This window comes from Bradyrhizobium sp. NAS80.1 (genome assembly GCF_001908205.1).
Lineage (GTDB): Bacteria > Pseudomonadota > Alphaproteobacteria > Rhizobiales > Xanthobacteraceae > Bradyrhizobium.
The window spans coordinates 15,859-33,490 of record NZ_LGHL01000012.1; the positions used below are offsets into that span (position 1 = coordinate 15,859).

The 17,632-nt window shown below is 64.7% G+C and carries 22 protein-coding genes and 1 pseudogene; 7 read left to right on the top strand and 16 right to left on the bottom strand.

The features are described 5' to 3' along the window. Positions 1-28 precede the first annotated feature (28 nt). From AC629_RS03105 to AC629_RS03115, 3 genes are all read right to left on the bottom strand, one after another. Positions 29-1,435 (bottom strand): adenylate/guanylate cyclase domain-containing protein, encoded by a 1,407-nt coding sequence (locus AC629_RS03105; protein WP_084803319.1) that lies wholly within the window; start codon positions 1,433-1,435, stop codon positions 29-31. 105 nt (positions 1,436-1,540) lie between these two features. Continuing rightward, positions 1,541-2,461, bottom strand: coding sequence for a DMT family transporter (locus tag AC629_RS03110; RefSeq protein WP_084803320.1), 921 nt, complete (start codon positions 2,459-2,461; stop codon positions 1,541-1,543). An 81-nt stretch (positions 2,462-2,542) separates the two neighbouring features. After that, entirely contained in the window at positions 2,543-2,962 is a 420-nt protein-coding gene (locus tag AC629_RS03115) for a nuclear transport factor 2 family protein (RefSeq protein ID WP_084803321.1), read from the bottom strand. A gap of 128 nt (positions 2,963-3,090) precedes the next feature. Between AC629_RS03115 and AC629_RS03120 the strand changes: the two genes are divergently transcribed. Next, a complete protein-coding gene (locus AC629_RS03120) occupies positions 3,091-3,660 on the top strand; it encodes a bifunctional transcriptional activator/DNA repair enzyme AdaA (RefSeq protein ID WP_084803322.1) in 570 nt (189 codons plus the stop codon). 22 nt (positions 3,661-3,682) lie between these two features. Here AC629_RS03120 and AC629_RS46495 read toward each other — a convergent pair whose 3' ends face one another. From AC629_RS46495 to AC629_RS03130, 3 genes are all read right to left on the bottom strand, one after another. Continuing rightward, positions 3,683-3,829: a hypothetical protein gene (locus AC629_RS46495; RefSeq protein ID WP_168195383.1), complete on the bottom strand. Its 147-nt coding sequence runs from the start codon at positions 3,827-3,829 to the stop codon at positions 3,683-3,685. A gap of 270 nt (positions 3,830-4,099) precedes the next feature. Beyond that, a complete protein-coding gene (locus AC629_RS03125; protein WP_084803323.1) occupies positions 4,100-4,303 on the bottom strand; it encodes a hypothetical protein in 204 nt (67 codons plus the stop codon). 141 nt (positions 4,304-4,444) lie between these two features. Beyond that, positions 4,445-4,576, bottom strand: coding sequence for a Flp family type IVb pilin (locus AC629_RS03130; protein WP_210418993.1), 132 nt, complete (start codon positions 4,574-4,576; stop codon positions 4,445-4,447). 314 nt (positions 4,577-4,890) lie between these two features. On the opposite strand from AC629_RS03130, the pseudogene AC629_RS03135 reads away from it, so the two are divergent. Next, positions 4,891-6,213 (top strand): annotated as a pseudogene (locus tag AC629_RS03135) (hypothetical protein). A 4-nt stretch (positions 6,214-6,217) separates the two neighbouring features. On the opposite strand, the gene pdxY reads toward AC629_RS03135, so the two are convergent. Then, the gene (pdxY, locus tag AC629_RS03140) at positions 6,218-7,036 is read right to left on the bottom strand and encodes a pyridoxal kinase (RefSeq protein WP_084803325.1); all 819 of its coding nucleotides are present in this window, start codon (positions 7,034-7,036) and stop codon (positions 6,218-6,220) included. Positions 7,037-7,105: 69 nt separating this feature from the next. Continuing rightward, positions 7,106-7,753: an FMN-binding negative transcriptional regulator gene (locus AC629_RS03145; protein ID WP_084803326.1), complete on the bottom strand. Its 648-nt coding sequence runs from the start codon at positions 7,751-7,753 to the stop codon at positions 7,106-7,108. Positions 7,754-7,990: 237 nt separating this feature from the next. Between AC629_RS03145 and AC629_RS03150 the strand changes: the two genes are divergently transcribed. After that, on the top strand, positions 7,991-8,335 hold the full coding sequence (locus AC629_RS03150) for a DMT family transporter (RefSeq protein ID WP_084803372.1): 345 nt from the start codon (positions 7,991-7,993) through the stop codon (positions 8,333-8,335). Then, the gene (locus AC629_RS03155; protein WP_084803327.1) at positions 8,335-8,937 is read left to right on the top strand and encodes a TetR/AcrR family transcriptional regulator; all 603 of its coding nucleotides are present in this window, start codon (positions 8,335-8,337) and stop codon (positions 8,935-8,937) included. The genes AC629_RS03150 and AC629_RS03155 overlap by 1 nt, the downstream gene beginning before the upstream one ends. Positions 8,938-8,988: 51 nt before the next feature. On the opposite strand, the gene AC629_RS03160 is transcribed toward AC629_RS03155, so the two are convergent. The 6 genes from AC629_RS03160 to AC629_RS03185 form a co-directional block, all read right to left on the bottom strand. Further along, positions 8,989-9,339, bottom strand: coding sequence for a hypothetical protein (locus AC629_RS03160; protein WP_084803328.1), 351 nt, complete (start codon positions 9,337-9,339; stop codon positions 8,989-8,991). Between the two features lie 312 nt (positions 9,340-9,651). Further along, positions 9,652-9,972 (bottom strand): hypothetical protein, encoded by a 321-nt coding sequence (locus AC629_RS48290; RefSeq protein WP_084803373.1) that lies wholly within the window; start codon positions 9,970-9,972, stop codon positions 9,652-9,654. Between the two features lie 74 nt (positions 9,973-10,046). Beyond that, the gene (locus tag AC629_RS03170) at positions 10,047-10,253 is read right to left on the bottom strand and encodes a hypothetical protein (RefSeq protein WP_084803329.1); all 207 of its coding nucleotides are present in this window, start codon (positions 10,251-10,253) and stop codon (positions 10,047-10,049) included. 84 nt (positions 10,254-10,337) lie between these two features. After that, positions 10,338-10,565, bottom strand: a complete 228-nt coding sequence (locus tag AC629_RS03175) for a hypothetical protein (RefSeq protein ID WP_245331704.1) — start codon at positions 10,563-10,565, stop codon at positions 10,338-10,340. A 216-nt stretch (positions 10,566-10,781) separates the two neighbouring features. After that, on the bottom strand, positions 10,782-11,744 hold the full coding sequence (locus AC629_RS03180) for an SH3 domain-containing protein (protein WP_084803330.1): 963 nt from the start codon (positions 11,742-11,744) through the stop codon (positions 10,782-10,784). Between the two features lie 154 nt (positions 11,745-11,898). Then, complete coding sequence (locus tag AC629_RS03185; RefSeq protein ID WP_084803331.1) at positions 11,899-13,821, bottom strand: FAD-binding monooxygenase; 1,923 nt, start codon at positions 13,819-13,821, stop codon at positions 11,899-11,901. Between the two features lie 106 nt (positions 13,822-13,927). Here AC629_RS03185 and AC629_RS03190 point away from each other — a divergent pair, with 106 nt between their 5' ends. Together AC629_RS03190 and AC629_RS03195 are read left to right on the top strand one after the other, a co-directional pair. Further along, positions 13,928-14,392: a MarR family winged helix-turn-helix transcriptional regulator gene (locus AC629_RS03190; protein WP_084803375.1), complete on the top strand. Its 465-nt coding sequence runs from the start codon at positions 13,928-13,930 to the stop codon at positions 14,390-14,392. Positions 14,393-14,511: 119 nt separating this feature from the next. After that, on the top strand, positions 14,512-14,946 hold the full coding sequence (locus tag AC629_RS03195) for a COG4315 family predicted lipoprotein (RefSeq protein ID WP_084803332.1): 435 nt from the start codon (positions 14,512-14,514) through the stop codon (positions 14,944-14,946). 98 nt (positions 14,947-15,044) lie between these two features. Here the strand turns inward: AC629_RS03195 and AC629_RS46500 are convergent, their stop codons facing one another. Further along, entirely contained in the window at positions 15,045-15,266 is a 222-nt protein-coding gene (locus AC629_RS46500) for a hypothetical protein (protein WP_168195384.1), read from the bottom strand. Between the two features lie 140 nt (positions 15,267-15,406). Beyond that, positions 15,407-16,003, bottom strand: coding sequence for a L,D-transpeptidase (locus tag AC629_RS03205; RefSeq protein ID WP_168195385.1), 597 nt, complete (start codon positions 16,001-16,003; stop codon positions 15,407-15,409). 329 nt (positions 16,004-16,332) lie between these two features. On the opposite strand from AC629_RS03205, the gene AC629_RS03210 reads away from it, so the two are divergent. Continuing rightward, entirely contained in the window at positions 16,333-17,358 is a 1,026-nt protein-coding gene (locus AC629_RS03210) for a hypothetical protein (protein ID WP_084803335.1), read from the top strand. Positions 17,359-17,632: the final 274 nt, after the last annotated feature.

The following is a 17,632-nucleotide window of genomic DNA, read 5'->3' on the forward strand; positions in this document are numbered from 1 at the left end:
GCTCATGCGCATCGGGCTACGAAGTCGCTCACGGTATCTCGTAAACCGACACCCTCTCCGCGATCCCGCTGAGCGCGACGCTGCGGCGGGTCGGGTTGAGGCCGCTGGCTTCCAGCAGGCTGCGGGTCTCGGCATTGTCCACCACCGATTCCGTCACGACGATCGAGCGCGAGGCAGCCAGTCCCTGAATGCGCGAGGCGATGTTCACGGTCTGCCCAAAGTAGTCCTGCTGGCCGTTGAGGGTGACCGCAAGGCACGATCCCTCGTGGATGCCCATCTTGAGCAGCAAGCCCTGCTGCTGGCGCTGGGCCCCGAGCTCGCTCATGGCCTCGCGCATGCGGATCGCAGCGGCGATGGCGCGATCGGGCGTCCCGAAGGTCGCCATCACGGCATCGCCGATGGTCTTGACCACGGCGCCCTGCTCCGCCGCGATGATCTCCTGAAGCAGGCGAAAATGCTCGTTGACGAGATCGAAGGCGACGAGGTCGCCGACGTGCTCGTAGAGGCCGGTGGAATCCTTGAGATCGCTGAACAGGAAGGTCAGGCTGAGGATCTTCAGCCGCTGGCCGATGGCCAGCGTGTCGGTGCGGTAAAGGTCGCGAAAGGTCTGATTGGTGAGGAGGCGTTTTGCGGTAAGGCTTGGCTTGCGCCTGGTCAGGATATCCTCGAGCCGCTGGTTCACCACCCACACAGCCGGAAGCACGCGCGCATCGGTGCGGTTTTCCAGGGTCAGCCGCAGCGCGCCGGGGCGCAAGGCGACGGCATCGACGGGAACCTCGGCCTTATTGAAGATCAGCGACAGGTTCTGGCGTTCGCTCGTCTCCTCGCCCTTGACCTCGAGGTACTGCGCCGTGTGCGTCACGGGATCGAACACGATCAGCGTGCCTGAGGGCACCTGCAGCGACAGGATGGCGCGCTCGCCCGGCGGCAGGTCGACGGCTTCCAGCGTGACCTCGCGCAGCAGCGTGTCGAGGTCAGCAGGCAGATCGATCGCCGAGCTCCAGAACACCTGGCGATAATACTCGCTGAGCGGCAGTCCGTCCGTATCATGGGCGGCGATCCTGCGCACGCGAGGACTGACGGCAAAGGTCACCTCGACCAGATTGTCCAGCGACGTCTCGTAGCCCGCGGCACAGAACGCGCAGCGATACTGCGGGCTGTTCACCGTCTTCAGGCTCTTGTTGGACGAGAGCACGCCGGCGCAGCTCGGGCACATCACGCTCCAGCTCATCTCGAGGATGCCGAGCCCCACCGCGTGCAGAAGCCCCGCGATCACCTGCTCCTCGCCGAGGCCGGCCCGGCCGGCAATATCCAGCGCGTTGATCTTGCTCAAGGCGTGGTCGGGGGCCTCGCGCACCATGCGCTCGAGCAGGTCGACGACGGCTGTGTCGGCCGACTGGCGCAGCACACCAAACAAGGTTTCGATTTCGTTCATGCAGCGATTTTACATGGATGGGAACGACGCGGAAATCCGTTTCCCTTCACAAGTGCGGGGGACGATGTAGGCAACAGCTGTCAGCAGATGCCGGGAGCGAACGACCTATCCCTGCCTCTGCGCCAGATAGAACCCGCCGAGCACCGTGACGAGGCCCGCGGCCTGCAGCGCCGTCGGGGGCTCGCCGAGCAGCAGCCAGCCGACCAGCAACGTCAGCGCCGGCACGCAGGCCGGGAACACCGCGGCGCGGGCGACGCCGAGGCGCTGGACCGAAACGGCGAAGAGATAGAGCGCGGCGGGACCGGCGAGCACGCCCTGCGCCAGCGCCTGGATCGCATTCTCGCTGAAGCCGATCGCCGCGACGCGGGAGGGCCCGCCGGTCGCCAGGTAGATCGGCAGCAACTGCAGCGACAGCACGCTGATGACGAGCGCGGCCGACACCGCGGAGACGCGCCACTGGCGCAGCGCGGCGCCAAAGCTCGCGAACATGAAGCCGGTGAGCACGAAGATCAGATCACCCTGCACGCCGTCGGCCCCGATATGACCGATCGATTCGGCGCCGATCACGCAGAGGCCGCCGACGATGACGAAGGCGCCGGCAAGGCGCGAGGCGGAGATCCGCTCCTTCAGCACGACCGCAGCGAGCAGGAGGCCGCCGAGCGTCGCGCATGACGGCTGAATGACGCTGCCATGACCGAGCGGCACGAACAGGAAGCCGGTGTAGGAGATCAGCGACATCACGGGGCCGCCGAGCACCATCAGCGCAAAGCCCCTGCCCCAGCCAATGCCGCAGAGATCGGAGATGCCGGCGCGCAACACCAGGGGCAGGAACGCGATGCCCGACCAGACGTAGCGATGCACCAGGAGATCGACGGGCGTGAAGCCGACCTTGAGGCCGTGCCGCGTGCCGGCAAAGCCCAGCGCCCAGAACAGCGCCGCGGACAGCCCGCAGACGACGCCAGCAAGCGCCGGCGCCGTATCGTTCTTCTGAATAAGAGCGTCAGCGCCGCTCGTCCGCTGATCCATGGCGCATGGCCTTACGTCAGGGTGCCGGCCGTCTCAACCCACGCCATTGCAGGGCTGGCACGCAGTGGCGAAGGCGTCGGCTCATCGTGCCTCTTCGCCAAACACCATCCGCCATCCCCCGCGCGTGTCCATGTATTCCCGCACCTCGCGGATACGCATCCCGGCAACGGTGAACACGAAACAATAGTCGTTCTCGTATGACCTGCCGTCGGGAAGCGTGGCGCGCATCCGCTCCTCGACGATCACGACATCGCCATCGACGTAGACGCCGCGAAAGGCGATATCGATGTCCGAGAACAACCGGTGCATCTCCTGCGCAATGAATCGTGCTATCTGCCTCGCGCCGACCATGTGGTCGGTGTGGTCGAGCGCAACCGCGGTGGCGTTGCCCTTCGGCGCGATCCATTGGGCATCGTCGGTGAACACCGCCGCGATGCGGTCGGCGTCGCGCGATGAAAAGGTCTTCCAGGCGTTCAGTACGATATCTCTGGGGCTGGTCACGACGGACTCTCCGTTTGCATTAAGAGGTCCGCCTTCTAGGCCCCCAAACGCAATACGACTCGCCACAATCGGACTCGGTCATCCCGCTGCCCTTTCGCCCGCGCACGCATGCGCGCTATCATCCGGCCATGCTGAGCTTCGACACCTGCAATGCCGCGCGCCTGCGCCGCGATCCCCGCTTTGACGGCCGCTTCTTCACGGCAGTGAAGACCACGGGCATCTATTGCCGCCCGGTCTGTCCGGCCAAGCAGCCGCTGACGCGCAATGTCGTCTATTATCCGACGGCGGCCGCCGCCGAGGCCGCGGGATTCCGGCCGTGCCTGCGCTGCCGCCCCGAGACCGCGCCGTTCTGCCCGGCCTGGAACGGCACGCACTCGACGGTTGCACGGGCGCTCAAGCTGATCAATGAGGGCGCGCTCGACGAGGGTTCGGTGGTGACACTCGCGATGCGGCTCGGAATCTCCTCGCGTCATCTCGCGCGGCTGTTCGAACGGCATGTCGGCGCCACGCCGCAGCAGCTCGCCAGGACGCTCCGCGTCCAGCGCGCCAAGCGCCTGCTCGATGCCGGCGATCACACCATGACGGATATCGCGTTCCTAGCCGGCTTCGGCAGTTTACGCCGCTTCAACGCCGCGTTCGCCGAGCTCTACGGGCGCTCGCCATCGCGCCTGCGCGCGGTGCGGCAACGCAGGGCGTAGCGCTATCGCAGCCCGTTACGAGCTAGAAAAATCCGGGGCTGAGATCGAGCCCGTATGTCAGGCTCAGCACGAACACGAACAGTGCGGCGGCCGCGAACATCGCGGTGTCCCTGAGAATGAACGCGCGCGGCGAGGTGGTCGCGATAACGGCTTTCTGTGCAACGGGCATATGGCCTCCAATATGACTTCAAAAATTGGCCGCACGGATGCGGCGGCCGCATCAGGCACGCGACCCTCAAAACAAAGCGTTAAATGGAAGGGCGCCGTTATGAACGGGCATACATAACCGGCACATCCACGCGAACTTTTTCGCGGCCGGAGTCTCGATCAGCGCATCGAATTTGTTGCAATGCGACATGCACCACCGCAATGCAACATCACGCCCGGCGCATGGCGATGTTTAATCACCCAGCGCCTTGAGTTCCCTGCCCTCGGCGGTTCAACCGCCAAGCACGTTACCCCAGCCATCGAAAACGTAGGCCTTCCAAGCCACGGTTCCATCCCTGCGCGGTCGGCTGGCAAGCCGATAGTCATCGGCCTGTTCTGCGGTCCAGGTGATGATCTCGCCGGAGACGCGATCATACAGGATGGCGGGCTCGGTGGGGTCGAAGGCGTCCATGGGACGAAGCGAGGAATGCGTCATGGCCGACTAACGCGCAGGCGGCTGCAAAGTTGCCGCGCGACGTCGGGTAAAATGCCGCGTCCGGGACACGCGGGGATAAGCGCCCTCCCTTCGGCTCCGTCATGCGAACCGCTATTTCAACGCGGTCGCGCCTGGAGCTTTTCAGACGAGATTGGTGCCGAGCGCATAGATGACTTCAATGATGGCGAGCGCAATGCCCGCAGCGATCAGGCCGTATTCAATCGCGGTCGCGCCGGATTCATCGGCGGCAAATTTAAGAAATATGTCTTTCAATTTCACAATTTCCCAATCCTGCCGGACGTTCCGGCACGAGAGAGATGCACACCCCACAATCCAAGATTGAGTAAATTCCCCGATTTGACGACAATCGGCGCTGCCTTTGCAGATCTTTTCCCGCCTGCCTGGCCCTGGAACCGAGATGGAACCTTCGTTGCGCCTACGCAACACCCGCCCGAAAAGGTCTTTTTCGCCGAATTGCGCCATTGCCTCGCCACATGGTCTTCCGAACAATTAACGTGCCGCGTGCTTGGCTATGCACGCCGTTCCGACAAGGCAGGTTCGAACAGAACCGTTTGGAGGCAGGGATCATGAATGATCGGCGGTCTCTTCTGGTGGCAATTCTGTGCCCCTCGGCCGTTATGGCCGGCTGGTTGACGCTCTCGCTGTCCGCCCACGCTCCAGCCCTCGTCGAGAATAGCGGCGCCAATGCGACTGCCGTCTCGCATGCGAAAGATCTCAATCGACTCCTGCTCGCCGATGTTCCGCGCGCTGCGACAATCGAGGATGGCATCGCGTTGACCGCCGACATCGCGGCTGCCGTGGCTGCGGCGCCGAGCCTGGCGGCGACCAGCGACGAAACGACGCCCGACACACCCCGCCCCCCGCCGTCAAGGTCGCGTCGGCCGATCCGGCGCTGATCTTGCCGACGGAGCCGCCCGCGTCGCAGATTTCGCCTGAACCGGCGCCCGCTGTCAGCGAGGCTGCACCAGCGGAAGCCGCGCCGGCGCAAACGCCAGAGTCTGTCAAAATCGCATCCGCCGATCCCGCCGAGATCGTGACGACAGACGCCCTGTCCCCCGCGGCGATCGCGAGCGGTCCGGCGGCAACTGAGAGCAAGGCGTCACCGCCCGCGGACACTGTTGCCGTGCTCGACGAATGCTTCGTCATGGATGCCTGCATCGACCGCTATCTCTGGACGCTCTACCAGCGCACACCCAAGGAAGACTCGATCAAGGTCGAGGAGCGCCGCGCCGTCACCGTCAAGCGCAGGGGGGAAGACGAGGACGGTGATGCGCGGCTTCACGAAGCTGGTCGACGAGGATTTCGGCTGGAAGGATCCGAAGGCCGCCGAGCACGCCGGCATGCCAATGATGGATTACGTGATCGGCGGCATGGACCGCAGCTTCAAGCGAAAGCTGTTTCGCGCGCTGCTTGCAGCAGAGGCCGCAGGCCTCTCGCCGGGCATCACCAGCGCGTTCCGCGACGACTATCGCCAGTCGATCGCGAGCGGCCTGAAGGCCGCCTCCGACCGCTCCTATCATGGCGGCAGCTCGCGCGGCGGCTACGGCCACGGCATGGCGGCTGACATCGTCAGCACCAAGGGCGACAATCGCGCTCAGCGCTGGGTCTCGACCGAGGCGCTGTGGAAGTGGGTTGACGCCAACGGCAAGGCGCTCGGCATCGGCCGGCCCTATCTCGACCGCGATCCGCCACATGTCGGCCCGATCGACGGTCAGGAATACATCTCACGCCGTGGCATAGCGGATGGCAAGGTAGCGGCACACGTGAAGTCCAGGAAGGTCCGGACCGCGGCCCACGCAAGGCCGCCAAAGGCACAGGCCGCGCGCGTGCAGAAGAGCTCGGCGAAGTCGCAGAAGTCGGCGCAAACCGCCTCTAAGCGGGCGACCTGAGCCGTTACGCCTTCCGCCCCGGCGTCGGCAGCGGCACGAGGCGCATCTCGGCAGTGCCTGCCTCTTGCGTGCGTACCAGCACCGCAAAGATGGTCTCGACCGCAAGCCGCACCGCCGCCTCGGTTGCCTTGCCCTTGGCGAGGTGTGCCGCGATCAGGCCGGTCAGGAGATCGCCAGTGCCATAGGGGCGGATCGGCAGCCGCGGCGTCGCAAAGCGCGACAACTGACCGTCGGCGCAGAGGATCGTCTCCACCTGCCCGTCAGGCGTGTCCGTGAGCATGCAGCCTGTGGCGACGACGTCGATGCGGCGTCTTCCCGCAAGCGCCGCGCAAGCCGTGCGCAAGCTCTGCTCATCGGCGATCGAAGTGCCCGCGAGCAACTCGAGCTCGAACTGGTTCGGCGTGGTCAGGTTCGCGGCTGGCAGCAGCCGCTGCCGCAGCACGTCCAAAATGCCGTCGGCGACATAAACGCGGCCGTCGTCGCCGATCACGGGATCGCAGAGATAGACGAGTTTCGAATTGCGCATCAACGCCCGCTCGACGAAATCGGCGACGGCAGCGGCATTGCCGGGTGAGCCGAGATAGCCGGTGACGAGCACCGCGGCCTCGTCGACGAGGTCTCGCTCCTCGACGCCCCTCAGAAGATCGGCGACGAGTTCGGTCTCCAGCACCCGCCCGCGCAGGCTCGGATAGCGCGGATGGTTCGACAGGAGCGTCGTCGGCACCGCCGCGACGTTCACTCCCTCCGCCTGGATGGCATAGGCGGCAGCGCTGTTGCCGACATGGCCATGGACCACCTGGCTTTGAATGGAGATGACGAGCATGGACAGGTCCGTAGGGGCAAACGCGTTGCAAGGCAAGCGTAGCCCGTATGGCGCGAAGCGTAATCCGGGCTACAGGCCTACGGTCCGATACGCGAGCCCCGGCCGCAGTGCCTGCATCTTCCGGGCCAGCCGCCGGTGTCCCGTCTCCTCCGACCGTGCCAGCCGGTCGGCCACCGCGATATGATCCGCGTCGCTCTTGTGCTGATTGAGCTTGGCCTGCCCCTCGACAGTGTCCACCACGAGATCGATGACGCGGATCGCAGCTAGCATGCTTTCGCGCTTGTCCGGCTCCATCTGCGCGAGGTCCCAGGGCCGCTTCGGCAGCCGGGATTCGGCCACCGCAAGCAGCGCGTCGCCGTGCCCGCGGTTCTCGTCCAGCCCGCGCAGATGCGCCGCACCCGACAGATGAACGGCCTCGTAGAGCCAGGTCGAGACGTTGTCCGGCGAGGCATACCAGTCGTTGGAGATGTAGGCATCGTCACCGGCCACGATCAGCAGGAATCGCCTGTTTCCGTCTGCGAGCGGGACGAGCGGATTCCTGGCCGTGAAATGGATCTGCACGATGGCGCGTCCGTCGCGCTGATCCAGCACGAACGGCACGTGCGAGGCACGCGGGCCGCGCTCATCCGCCGCCACGATCATGCCGAAGCCGCGTTGCCCGGCGAATTCCAGCGCGCGCTGCTCCTCGATTCGGAACTGGGGACGGAGGACATGCATGCCTGGCGCTCGATTGCTGGATGTTGGGCAAGCCGAGGCTAACCCATGATCTCGCGAAATCCGAACGGGAATCCACTGCGTGGTTCGCAACCCAGCCTCGCTGCACCGCCTCTGTCGCCGGTTCGTCACGCCCGAGTGGTATGCCTCGGGAGCAGGCCAAAGCCCACCGAAAAGCCACGATCCGTTTGTTGAACATACCTACCGCGCGGTATCTTTGCGACCATGCCCGAGCCCATCATGACCTCCGCCTTCAATGCCTACGCAGCGCTCGCCCTCGCCATCGTCTTCGAGGTCACCGCGTCCGCCTTCCTCCAGCAGTCCGCGCAGTTCACGCGGCCCTGGCCAACGCTGGCCATGGTGCTGTTCTACGTCGCCTCGTTCTATGCGCTATCGGTCGCGATCCGGGTCATTCCCCTGAGCATCGCCTATGCGATCTGGGGCGGCGTCGGCATTATCCTCACGGCCACGGTCTCCTTCGTACTGTTCCGCCAGATGCTGGACGCCGCGGCCTTCGTCGGCATCGCGTTGATCGTGTCCGGGGTCGTGATCATCAACCTGTTCTCGGAGACGACGGTGCACTGATGCCGGCCAGCGCCTACACCCGCACCAAGCAACCGGAGCAGGTCCGACGCGCCCTGCTCGACTGCGCCGCGGCCATCGCGATGGACCATGGCGTCTCCGGCGTAACGGTGCAGGCGGTGGCGGCGGCGGCCGGCGTCACCAAGGGCGGGCTGTTTCATCATTTCTCGAGCAAGCAAGCGCTGATCGAGGGCCTGTTTGCCGACCTGCTCGCCCGCGTGAATGCCGAGATCGACGCCGCGGTTGAGGCCGATCCCAAGCCGCGCGGCAGCTTCACGCGAGCCTATGTGAATGCAGTGTTTACGGGCAAGGCCTTCGGCTTCGCCACCCCCTGGGCGGCGCTGAGCATGGTCGTGGTCACCGATCCATCACTGCGCCGGCTCTGGAACGACTGGATGAAAGCGCGGCTGAAGCGCCACCGTGCGACTGACGGCGCACCCGATTTGCATATCGTGCGCCTCGCCGCCGACGGCGCCTGGCTGTCCTATGTCACGACGGGACAGACACGCATGAGCGCGGATCTGCGGGCCGTACACGACCGCCTGATCGCGCAGACCCATCGCCTAGGGCGTGGACGCACTAGCACGAAGCCAAATTCGGATTGATGCGAGTTTGACGAACGCCAGCTGTTCAACCTTCTCCCTTGTGGGAGAAATTCAAGGGGCTCCGATCGGCTGGGCCATCCAGCGGAAGATGCGCCGGATCAAACCGTCGCGCCGGCTTGGCTCCAGCATCTCGTCCAGCGCCATCACGCGCCTGAGGAAATAGTCCAGGAACCGCATGTCGTTCGGCTCGGTAACGGTGAACTTGTCGCCGCCGAAAAACACGGTGTAGTCGTAGAAGAACTGCCCGATCATCGGGATCATCGGCGTACTCGCACTGTCCTTCGAGACCACGAATTGCGAGGGCTCGAGCCCATGCTCGCGCATCACCTGCTCAACCAGCGGCAGCTTGCGCGTGAACTCGCCAGAGAAGCCGCCCACGGTGGATTGCAGGATGATCGACACGGCTTTGTCCGCCCTGCGTCGGCATTGCGCCCCGTCACCCTCGGCCGGTTGACCGGCGAAGGATCAAGCAAGCTTAAACCCACGCGATCAGGCAAGGGAGGCCCTCATGGCCAAATTCAGCATGCGATGATACGTCGGATGTTGAAGCCAAGGTCCATGGCACCGGGCGTCGGCCCTGATTAACGGGACTGCTGGCGCGGCGACCGACCAAGGTCGCTGCCGTCGCACTCGCCAACAAGCTTGCCAGGATGGCCTGGGCGCCGGCAGATTTATGGGTTCACGGCCTAACTAAACCCGGAAACGGAACGAGAGCTAGTGGTTCTGCACCGGCTTGGGCGGACGTGGCGCAGATCGGGATGACTTTGTGCCAGGCTTTGCGGCTGCGCGCGGAGGCGGTCCATCGATCGACTCCAGATACGCAGCGAGCGCTTTGGCAGAGTCGGAACTGGTCGCGTAATGATCCCTGAGGAACCAGGCGAGCGTCAGGCTGAAGCGCCCTTTCGCCAATCCCCGCGGGCTGCGATGGCAGGTCGCGCAACCGTCCGCGAACAGCTTTGCAGGCGGTTTGCCGGCGTCGAGATTTTGCGCGGACGCGACCGTCGCCGTCAGTGCGGCGGCGGCTACGAGAGTCATGAGGGGCGCGATCACATCGCGCCCCGGTCGAAACAGCGAAATCAAATGTCGTCCCCTAGCCCCGTCGCGCGCGGTCACGCCGCCAGCAACTGATCAAATTCGGTCGGAGTATAGGCCTTGCCGTCCGGGTCAGTGATGACGACGCTCCACCCCTCGCTCGCCCACACCTTTGCCTTCGCCACGATGAGCAACCGGCTCTCACGGGCGAAACTGCACTTCTCATTATCGCGTTCTGCGACCATTTTATAGGCCAATGCGTATCCCCTGGCGTTGCCCCGCACCCGTTCCCCTCGTGGCAGCGGGCTTTGGCGGCAATTCGCCGGGAGCGTGGCAATTTGGTGCCATCCACTAGCACTCAATATCTGCTAATGCACGCGGATGGGGTGCGGACGGCCAAGATCGATCAGCCCCTGCACTGCCGACAGGCGATCGTCCAGGGCCGCAATGGTGAGCAGCAGATTGTTGCGGCGTTCGTCGAGCAGGCCCATCTCGGCGCCAGAGAGTTTTGTGTTCGCCCGTTCCTTGTGGATGCCTTCGAGCGATTCGCGCAGTCCGGCAATCAGGCCGGCCAGCTGCGTGGCCTGTTTGGCCATCGACCGTTTCGCAACATTTTGGCGGCGCGTCTCCGCCCGGCTCTGTCTCATCGTCATCCCTCCCGTGCCCCGCTGCCCCGAGTGGATGCCCACAGCTTTGAGTAGAGAAATTACGATCGATGAAATCTGCCCGGGCAGAACTGCCTTAAATTGTACGCGCAAGGAACCCGGGCCAAACAGAAAGCCCGGCGTGAGGGCCGGGCTTTCGCAGCAACACTATTGCCTTTCGTGACCGCGACCGGGGCCGCCGGCCGGCGCGCCGCCGCCATGTGGCGCTGCACTGATGTGCGGGGCACCGCCGCCGGGATGCGGCATCGCGGGCGCCGCTGCGCGCGGCGCTGGCGTTTGGGCGTGGGCATTCATAGGCGAGCCGCGGCTGACGTTCGGCTGGGCCGTATGAGGCATCACGGGCCGGGCCGCAGGCGCGGCCGAAACCCGTGGCGCCTCATGCGCGCGCGCCATCGGCTGCGTACGCGCCGCGGCACGGCTTGCAGCCTGCTCGTGCGTCATGCGCGCCTGCGCATCACGTGGACTGCGAGCCTGCACATTGGCTCGTTCATTCACCAAGCGCTCACTTCGTCCGGCGCGGGTACGGTCGGTCGCAATCGCGGCATCGCGCCTGGCGATGGCGGCGTCACGTCCCGAGATCGCAGCGCCGCCCTGGACATTACCCTTGGCGTGCCCCCCCTCGCGCCCCAATGCGACCGCAGCGTCACGGGTCGCCGCGCGGCCGATGCGGGCCGCTCGCGGATCGAGCGTCATCTGCGACGCCAGGCGCTCGTGCGAGTTCCAGTAATTGTTCCAGTAGGCATGGCGACGATACCAGGGCCGCCCCTCATAGTAGTTCGACCAGTACGAACTCAGCACGAAGGGGACGACGGGCACACCGATCTCATCGACATAGTCGGGAAGATAGACGTAGTGATTGCGGTACAGATATTCGAGATATTGCGACGACACCCAGCCGCGATCGTCGGCGAAGCTCACGTCGCACCAGGCATTGCCGCGCAGGCAGCCATGGATGTCGACGCGGGCGCCCTCGGGGACGCGATCGACCAGGGGAAAGCCCGAACCCGGCCCGGCGCGCAAGCCGGTCGAGACGGTGACGATGCCCGGCGCGGCCAGTGCGGCCGTTGGCGCGAGCAGCAATGCGGCAACCAAAACGCTTCTGAGTCTCATGGCGTGTTCCTCCTTTGCAAATCGGAACGCGCCAGCGGAATGAGCGTTCCGCGCACGGTGGTTGCATCAGCCGAAAGATTGAGACGCACGCAGCGCGCGGTTCAATATTCATTCGTCGTTCATCGGCACAGCGCGCAAGAGCGCTCTTTGACCGTCAGTTCACCTGCAGCATGAACCCGTCGAAGTACGCAGCGAGCGCAGCAAAATCATCGAGTGGCAGCACGTTCGCGACATACTGGTCCGGGCGCACGACAACCATGCAACCGCCCTTCCGATCGATGCCGCGCATTGCGAAAACGTCGTGGCCGCTCTTGAGGTCCGGACAGAACATCTTCTCGTAATCGATCAGACCATAGCGGCCTTTGCGCGGGAGCAGCAGCGATGGCATCGCCTCGATCGCGAGCTCGCGATGATCCTGCTGAAAGACCGCGCGCAGATCGATCACGCTGTCGATGTCGGCGCCGGTTGGCGTGTATCGCTTGAGCGGCGATTCCCTTGCCTCGGTGAGAAAATTGCACAACGCACGAATGGACGAGCCCGCCGCTGCGGGATCTTCCGCGCGCGAGAATGCGTAGATACGGAAGCGGCCGTCGGCTTGCGCCGCGTGGCCGAGATGGACCGGCTTGGCGTCCGCAAGCCTGATCACCGGCGCAGAATGGAAGCGCTTGCCGAGAACAAGCCCCTGCGCGAGATGCTGATGCGATGTCGCGCCGGTTAGAACCGAGGGCCCGTAATGCGTCGCCGTACCGGCCGTGTAGCGACCATGCCTCACAAAATAGTCCTGCGTCTTGGCGGCATCGGCGCCGCCCGCTTTCGCTGCGGAAGCCAGGATTGCCGCCCACTCGCGATCGAAATCGATCAGCTCCTTCGCAACCGCCTGGCGCTCCGCCGAATAGGAATGCAGCAGGCTCGGCGCGCATTGCTTCCGCAAGACGGCAGCGAGCTTCCAGCCGAGATTGAAGGCATCCTGCATCGAGACGTTCATGCCCTGCCCGGCCTTCGGGCTGTGGGTATGGCAGGCATCGCCCGCGATAAAGATGCGTGGCAGGCGCGAGGCGATCTCGGTCTCGGGCACGTCGTCGAACTTGTCGGTCAGGCGCTGGCCGATCTCGTAGACCGACCACCAGGCGATCTCCTTCACCTCGAGCCTATGCGGCTTCAGGATCCGCTGCGCCTTGGCGATCACGTCATCGGCGGTGATGTTGCGGTTGGCGACGCGTTCGCCGACGTCGAGTTTGGCGAGCTCGACATAGAGGCGAGCCATGTAGCCGCCCTCGCGCGGAATGATCAGCAGGCTGCCGTCCTTCGCCGACTGGATCAGGGCCTTGAAGCGGATGTCGGGAAAATCGGTCACCGCCAGCACGTCCATCACGCCCCAGGCGTGGTTGGCGGAATCGCCATGCAGCTCGCGGCCGATAGATTTCCGCACCGTGCTGCGCGCACCGTCGCAGCCGACGACGTAACGCGCCCTGATCGTTTCGACCTTGCCCTCGTTCGCGGCATCGACCCGTTCGAGGCGCGCGGTGACGGCATGATCGGCGGGACCTGCGGCCGGATCGACCTGGAGGTCGAGCAGGCGTCTGGCGTAATAGGGCTCAAGCTTGGCCGGCGATTTGCGCATGACGTCGAGAAAGCCGTCGTGGATGCGCGCCTGGTTGAGGATGACGTGCGGGAATTCCGACAGGCCGTCCTCGACGTCCTGCACCCGGCCGCTGCGGACGATTGTCTCAGGCGCCCGCTCGTCCGGCTTCCAGAACGTCGTCTCGTTGACCCAATAGGCCTCCTTCAGCACGCGCTCGCTGAAGCCATAGGCGTGGAACATCTCCATCGTGCGGCAGGCGATGCCGTCGGCCTGGCCGACGAGCAGGCGGCCCGGCTTCTGCTCGACGATGCAGGTCTTGATGTCATCGAACTGCGCGAGCTGCGCGGCGAGCGTGAGGCCAGCGGGGCCACAGCCGACGATGAGGACATCGACCTCTTCAGGCACGGCGCCCGCTGCCCCCGGGGGCTGAGTGCGTTCGGCGGGATCGGCGATCTCGGGATCGCCCGGCTGAAATCCATTGAGATGGAATTGCATGAGCACCTCTCCCTGCCAACGTTCTGTTTGGATATTGATCAGTATGCTGACTATCAGTATACTTGTCAATCATCCCGCACCCTCCTTTGTGGCAACGGAGAATCCGGTGAAAGACAACAACGACATGCCCGGGCATCTGGCGCGCCGGTTCCAGCAGATCGCAGTTGCGGTCTTCCTGGCCGAGGTCGGAGATGCCGGCTTCGACCTGACGCCGGTGCAATACGCCGCGCTCGCGACCATCAAGGCCAATCCGGGACTCGACCAGGTGACGCTCGCAGGGTTGATCGCCTACGACCGCACCACCATCACCGGCGTGGTTGATCGCCTCGTGCAGAAGGGGCTTGCGGAGCGTCGCGCCTCCAGCCGCGACCGCCGCGCCCGCGAGCTCGAGATCACCGACGAGGGCCGTCGTACGCTGCGCAAGATCACGCCGGCCGTCGAGTCCGCCCAGCGCGTCATGCTGCGCGGTCTCAGCGCCAAGGAAGGTGAGGAGCTGATGCGGCTCCTGCGCAAGGCCATCGCGGCCGGCAACGAGCTGAGCCGCGCCCCGCTGCGCGATGCGCAGGCATAAAGCCGTAGGCGTGTCCGTATTTGTCGCATTGCCGCGAAACCGAGAACTAACCTTCGGCTGTTACCGTCGGTCCCATTCTGCGCTTACGCGCGATTAACTTTGCCGTTCGGGAGTTTTGGATGTTCAGGTTTCTCATTGCGGCCGCGGCCATCGCGCTCTCGACGGGTCATGCGCTCGCGAACGGCCATGGCGGTAGCGATGCCCCTCCTCCGCCGAAGCCCGAGGCGACGACCGCACCGGCGAAAGTGATCCTGACCAAGCAGGGTCCCAAGCTCGTCGATCTCAAGGGCATGACGCTCTACTATTACGAGCACGACACAACCGGCAAGACGTCGAACTGCAACGGCAAGTGCACCGAAAGCTGGGTGCCGCTGGCCGCGACGGCCGACGCCAGGGCGGTTGGCGACTTCACCGTCATCGACCGCAACGACGGCAGCAAGATGTGGGCCTACCGCTATCGCCCGCTCTACACCTCGCCCGCCGACAAGGCGCCGGGCGATGCCAACGGCAATGCCACGACGCTGCAATGGCGCGTCGCCCGGCCTGACAATTAGAGCGTTTTCGAGCGAAGTGGATACCGGTTCGCGTAAAGAAAACGCGTCAAAACAAGAATCTAGAGCCCCGTTCCGATTCCATCGGAACGGAATTGGCTTTAGGGCGAGAACGGCGCGGGCCCGCCCGGGCCTGACGTGCCCACGATCTTCGCGCGCGCCCCGGAATCGACCGAGGCGTAGTTCACCTCCGGATTCCAGTGCAGCGCGACGTAGAGCACCATTCCGGCCAGGAGAGACCCGTAAAAGCCGAACGCGGCCAAGCGCCATTTCCGCACAACAGGGCGGTCGTTCTCATTCAATTGATCAATGAATTTTTGCATGATTGCCTCCAATGGCAACGAGCCATCGAGGCATAGCGCAACCAGCGCGGACCGGTTGTGAAGCAATTCACGCTTGATCGACCGAACAATGTACGCGCAGTCACGCTTGAGTGAACGCGACGGCAAGCGAGATCGTTCGCTTACCCGCGCCAGCCTATCGTCGGCCCAGCCTGCGCGCTCTGCCCGGGCGGCAGCACCACGACCGTCGCATTGAGCTTCACCCGGTCATAGAGATCGATCACGTCCTCATTGCGCATCCTGATGCAGCCCGACGAGATCGCCTGTCCGATATATTCGGGCTGGTTGGTGCCGTGGATACGGTAAAGCGTGTCCTTGTTGCCGGCATAGAGATAGATGCCCCGCGCCCCCAGCGGATTAGCGGGACCGCCGTGCACGCGCGCCGGATAGGGTCCAAGCCGCGCCTGGATCTCTGGGGTCGGAACCCAGTCCGGCCATTCCGCCAAACGGCCTACGCGCGCAACGCCTGAGAAAGCCATGGCCTCCTCGCCGACCGCAACACCGTAGCGGATCGCCTTGCCGCCCGGCAGCACGTAATAGAGATAACGCGCATCGGTATCGACCAGGATCGTGCCCGCCTGCTCCTTGCGCGGGTAATCGACGATGTGACGGAGATATTGCTGGGGCACGCTCGCCTGCGCGTAAGGCGTGTGCGCGAGCAATTGCCGATCGCGCGGCGTCATGCTCGCGTCGGTCGATGGCGAATACGTTGCCTGCATGCAGCCACCCAGCGGAAGCAGGGCAACAACGAACAAAGCGTATAGAGATTTTGGCACCGCTGGCCCCCCCCGATAGCGGATAGCAGCACCCCCAGCCGCCTTATATGCCGCCCAAATCGTGCTGAAAACAAGGCAGCATGGACGCGTCCGCGTGTCCGTTAACCGGGTTCCATCACCACAAACGGCGGAAGAGCGTCGCACAGTCTCCATCCCCTCGCCTTGCTTTGGTCAAACCCGACTGGACTCGTGCGTCATCGGGCTTGGGATGGGCTCACCTCAACAGATCGGCTCGCGCCAATGCGAACGACCAAGGCTTCAAAGGAGCTGCGATGCTCGCGACGCTGAACAGCAGGCAAATCGTTGATGAGATCGTGAAGGACACGGTCAAGGACAACGATCCGCACGACGCCGTGCAGATTTCGCCTGAGATCGTGCTCGCCTCACGCCCCGGCAGCGTGTCGCCCGCGCTTGCGCCGGAGATCGCGCCCCGTCCAGAGCCTAAGATGAATCCGGAGCCGAAGTTCAGTCCTGTCTCCGAGCCGCAGGTCTTGAAGCCACAGGTCTTGGAGCCACAGGTCTTGGAGCCGCAGGCTGCGGCGCCCTCGGTCGACACGACCGTGCGGGTCGCGCCCGGCGATGGTCTCAGCCGGCGGAAACGATCGTCCGCCGGCAAGTGGCTGCGCGGCGCATTCGTCACGTTTTTGTTTGCGGGCGGCAGCGTGGCTGCCACACTCGCCTGGGAGAAGCATGGCGATACCGCAAAGCAGATGCTGGCGGAATGGACGCCCGCGTTGGCGTCGCTGATACCTTCGACATCGCAGACGGTGCCGGTCGCCACAGCGCAGGCCGCACCACCCGCGACGCAGGCAGTAGCCGATCAAGCGGCCGATCCACCTGAGCAACCGCCTGCGGCTCAGCTTGCAGCAGCCCCGCCCGCGGCATCAGAGACCGATGCTACGCCGTCGGTGCAATCGATGACGCGCGATCTCGCCGCGATGGCGCAGCAGATCGAACAGCTCAAGGCCAACGTCGCCGAGTTGAAGGCTGGACAGGAGCAGATGGCGCGCGAGATGACGAAGCCACCTGCACCGAAGCCGGTGGCTGAGACGAGGCCTATCGACCCGCGTGCGCGTGTGTCAGCAGTGCCTCCACGGCCCGCGGCTCCGCCGGTACGCAGGCCGAAGCCGGTCGTGTCGCAAACCTACGCGCCGGCACATGCACCCGCGCCGCTCGCGCCTCCGCCGCCATCTTCACAGGCCGTCGCAGCCCCGCCGCCGGCTGCACCGGTTACCACGACGCAAGCCGTCGCCGATGACAACGGGCCTGTCGTGCGCCCGCCGATGCCGGTGCGTTGACGAGCGTCGAGCGACGACACGCCGTTAGGGCGAAACGCTGCGCGGCGAACGGTACGCTGTCCGAGTCGATTTGATGTGTAGAGTCCGGGCAATTACGGGGCGTGATGCTTCGGAAACCGCCAGGAGACCACCAAGAGAAAAGGCCGTCGGGATCTATGCCGCCGGCCTTCTCTTGCGACTGCCGGTTCACGGAGCCCGGTTCTGTTGCAATTCCATGCCTCATGATCGGGTCGATATACTCAATAAATCCTTAACGCGCCTGCGACCTGCACAT

Excerpts from the sequence above, each read along its gene's own strand:
- AC629_RS03105 (WP_084803319.1), bottom strand. The coding sequence starts at position 1,435 with ATGAACGAAATCGAAACCTTGTTTGGTGTGCTGCGCCAGTCGGCCGAC.
- AC629_RS03110 (WP_084803320.1), bottom strand. The coding sequence starts at position 2,461 with ATGGATCAGCGGACGAGCGGCGCTGACGCTCTTATTCAGAAGAACGAT.
- AC629_RS03120 (WP_084803322.1), top strand. The coding sequence starts at position 3,091 with ATGCTGAGCTTCGACACCTGCAATGCCGCGCGCCTGCGCCGCGATCCC.
- AC629_RS46495 (WP_168195383.1), bottom strand. The coding sequence starts at position 3,829 with ATGCCCGTTGCACAGAAAGCCGTTATCGCGACCACCTCGCCGCGCGCG.
- AC629_RS03125 (WP_084803323.1), bottom strand. The coding sequence starts at position 4,303 with ATGACGCATTCCTCGCTTCGTCCCATGGACGCCTTCGACCCCACCGAG.
- pdxY (WP_084803325.1), bottom strand. The coding sequence starts at position 7,036 with ATGCTCGTCATCTCCATTCAAAGCCAGGTGGTCCATGGCCATGTCGGC.
- AC629_RS03145 (WP_084803326.1), bottom strand. The coding sequence starts at position 7,753 with ATGCATGTCCTCCGTCCCCAGTTCCGAATCGAGGAGCAGCGCGCGCTG.
- AC629_RS03150 (WP_084803372.1), top strand. The coding sequence starts at position 7,991 with ATGACCTCCGCCTTCAATGCCTACGCAGCGCTCGCCCTCGCCATCGTC.
- AC629_RS03155 (WP_084803327.1), top strand. The coding sequence starts at position 8,335 with ATGCCGGCCAGCGCCTACACCCGCACCAAGCAACCGGAGCAGGTCCGA.
- AC629_RS48290 (WP_084803373.1), bottom strand. The coding sequence starts at position 9,972 with ATGACTCTCGTAGCCGCCGCCGCACTGACGGCGACGGTCGCGTCCGCG.
- AC629_RS03175 (WP_245331704.1), bottom strand. The coding sequence starts at position 10,565 with ATGGCCAAACAGGCCACGCAGCTGGCCGGCCTGATTGCCGGACTGCGC.
- AC629_RS03180 (WP_084803330.1), bottom strand. The coding sequence starts at position 11,744 with ATGAGACTCAGAAGCGTTTTGGTTGCCGCATTGCTGCTCGCGCCAACG.
- AC629_RS03185 (WP_084803331.1), bottom strand. The coding sequence starts at position 13,821 with ATGCAATTCCATCTCAATGGATTTCAGCCGGGCGATCCCGAGATCGCC.
- AC629_RS03195 (WP_084803332.1), top strand. The coding sequence starts at position 14,512 with ATGTTCAGGTTTCTCATTGCGGCCGCGGCCATCGCGCTCTCGACGGGT.
- AC629_RS46500 (WP_168195384.1), bottom strand. The coding sequence starts at position 15,266 with ATGCAAAAATTCATTGATCAATTGAATGAGAACGACCGCCCTGTTGTG.
- AC629_RS03205 (WP_168195385.1), bottom strand. The coding sequence starts at position 16,003 with ATGCAGGCAACGTATTCGCCATCGACCGACGCGAGCATGACGCCGCGC.
- AC629_RS03210 (WP_084803335.1), top strand. The coding sequence starts at position 16,333 with ATGCTCGCGACGCTGAACAGCAGGCAAATCGTTGATGAGATCGTGAAG.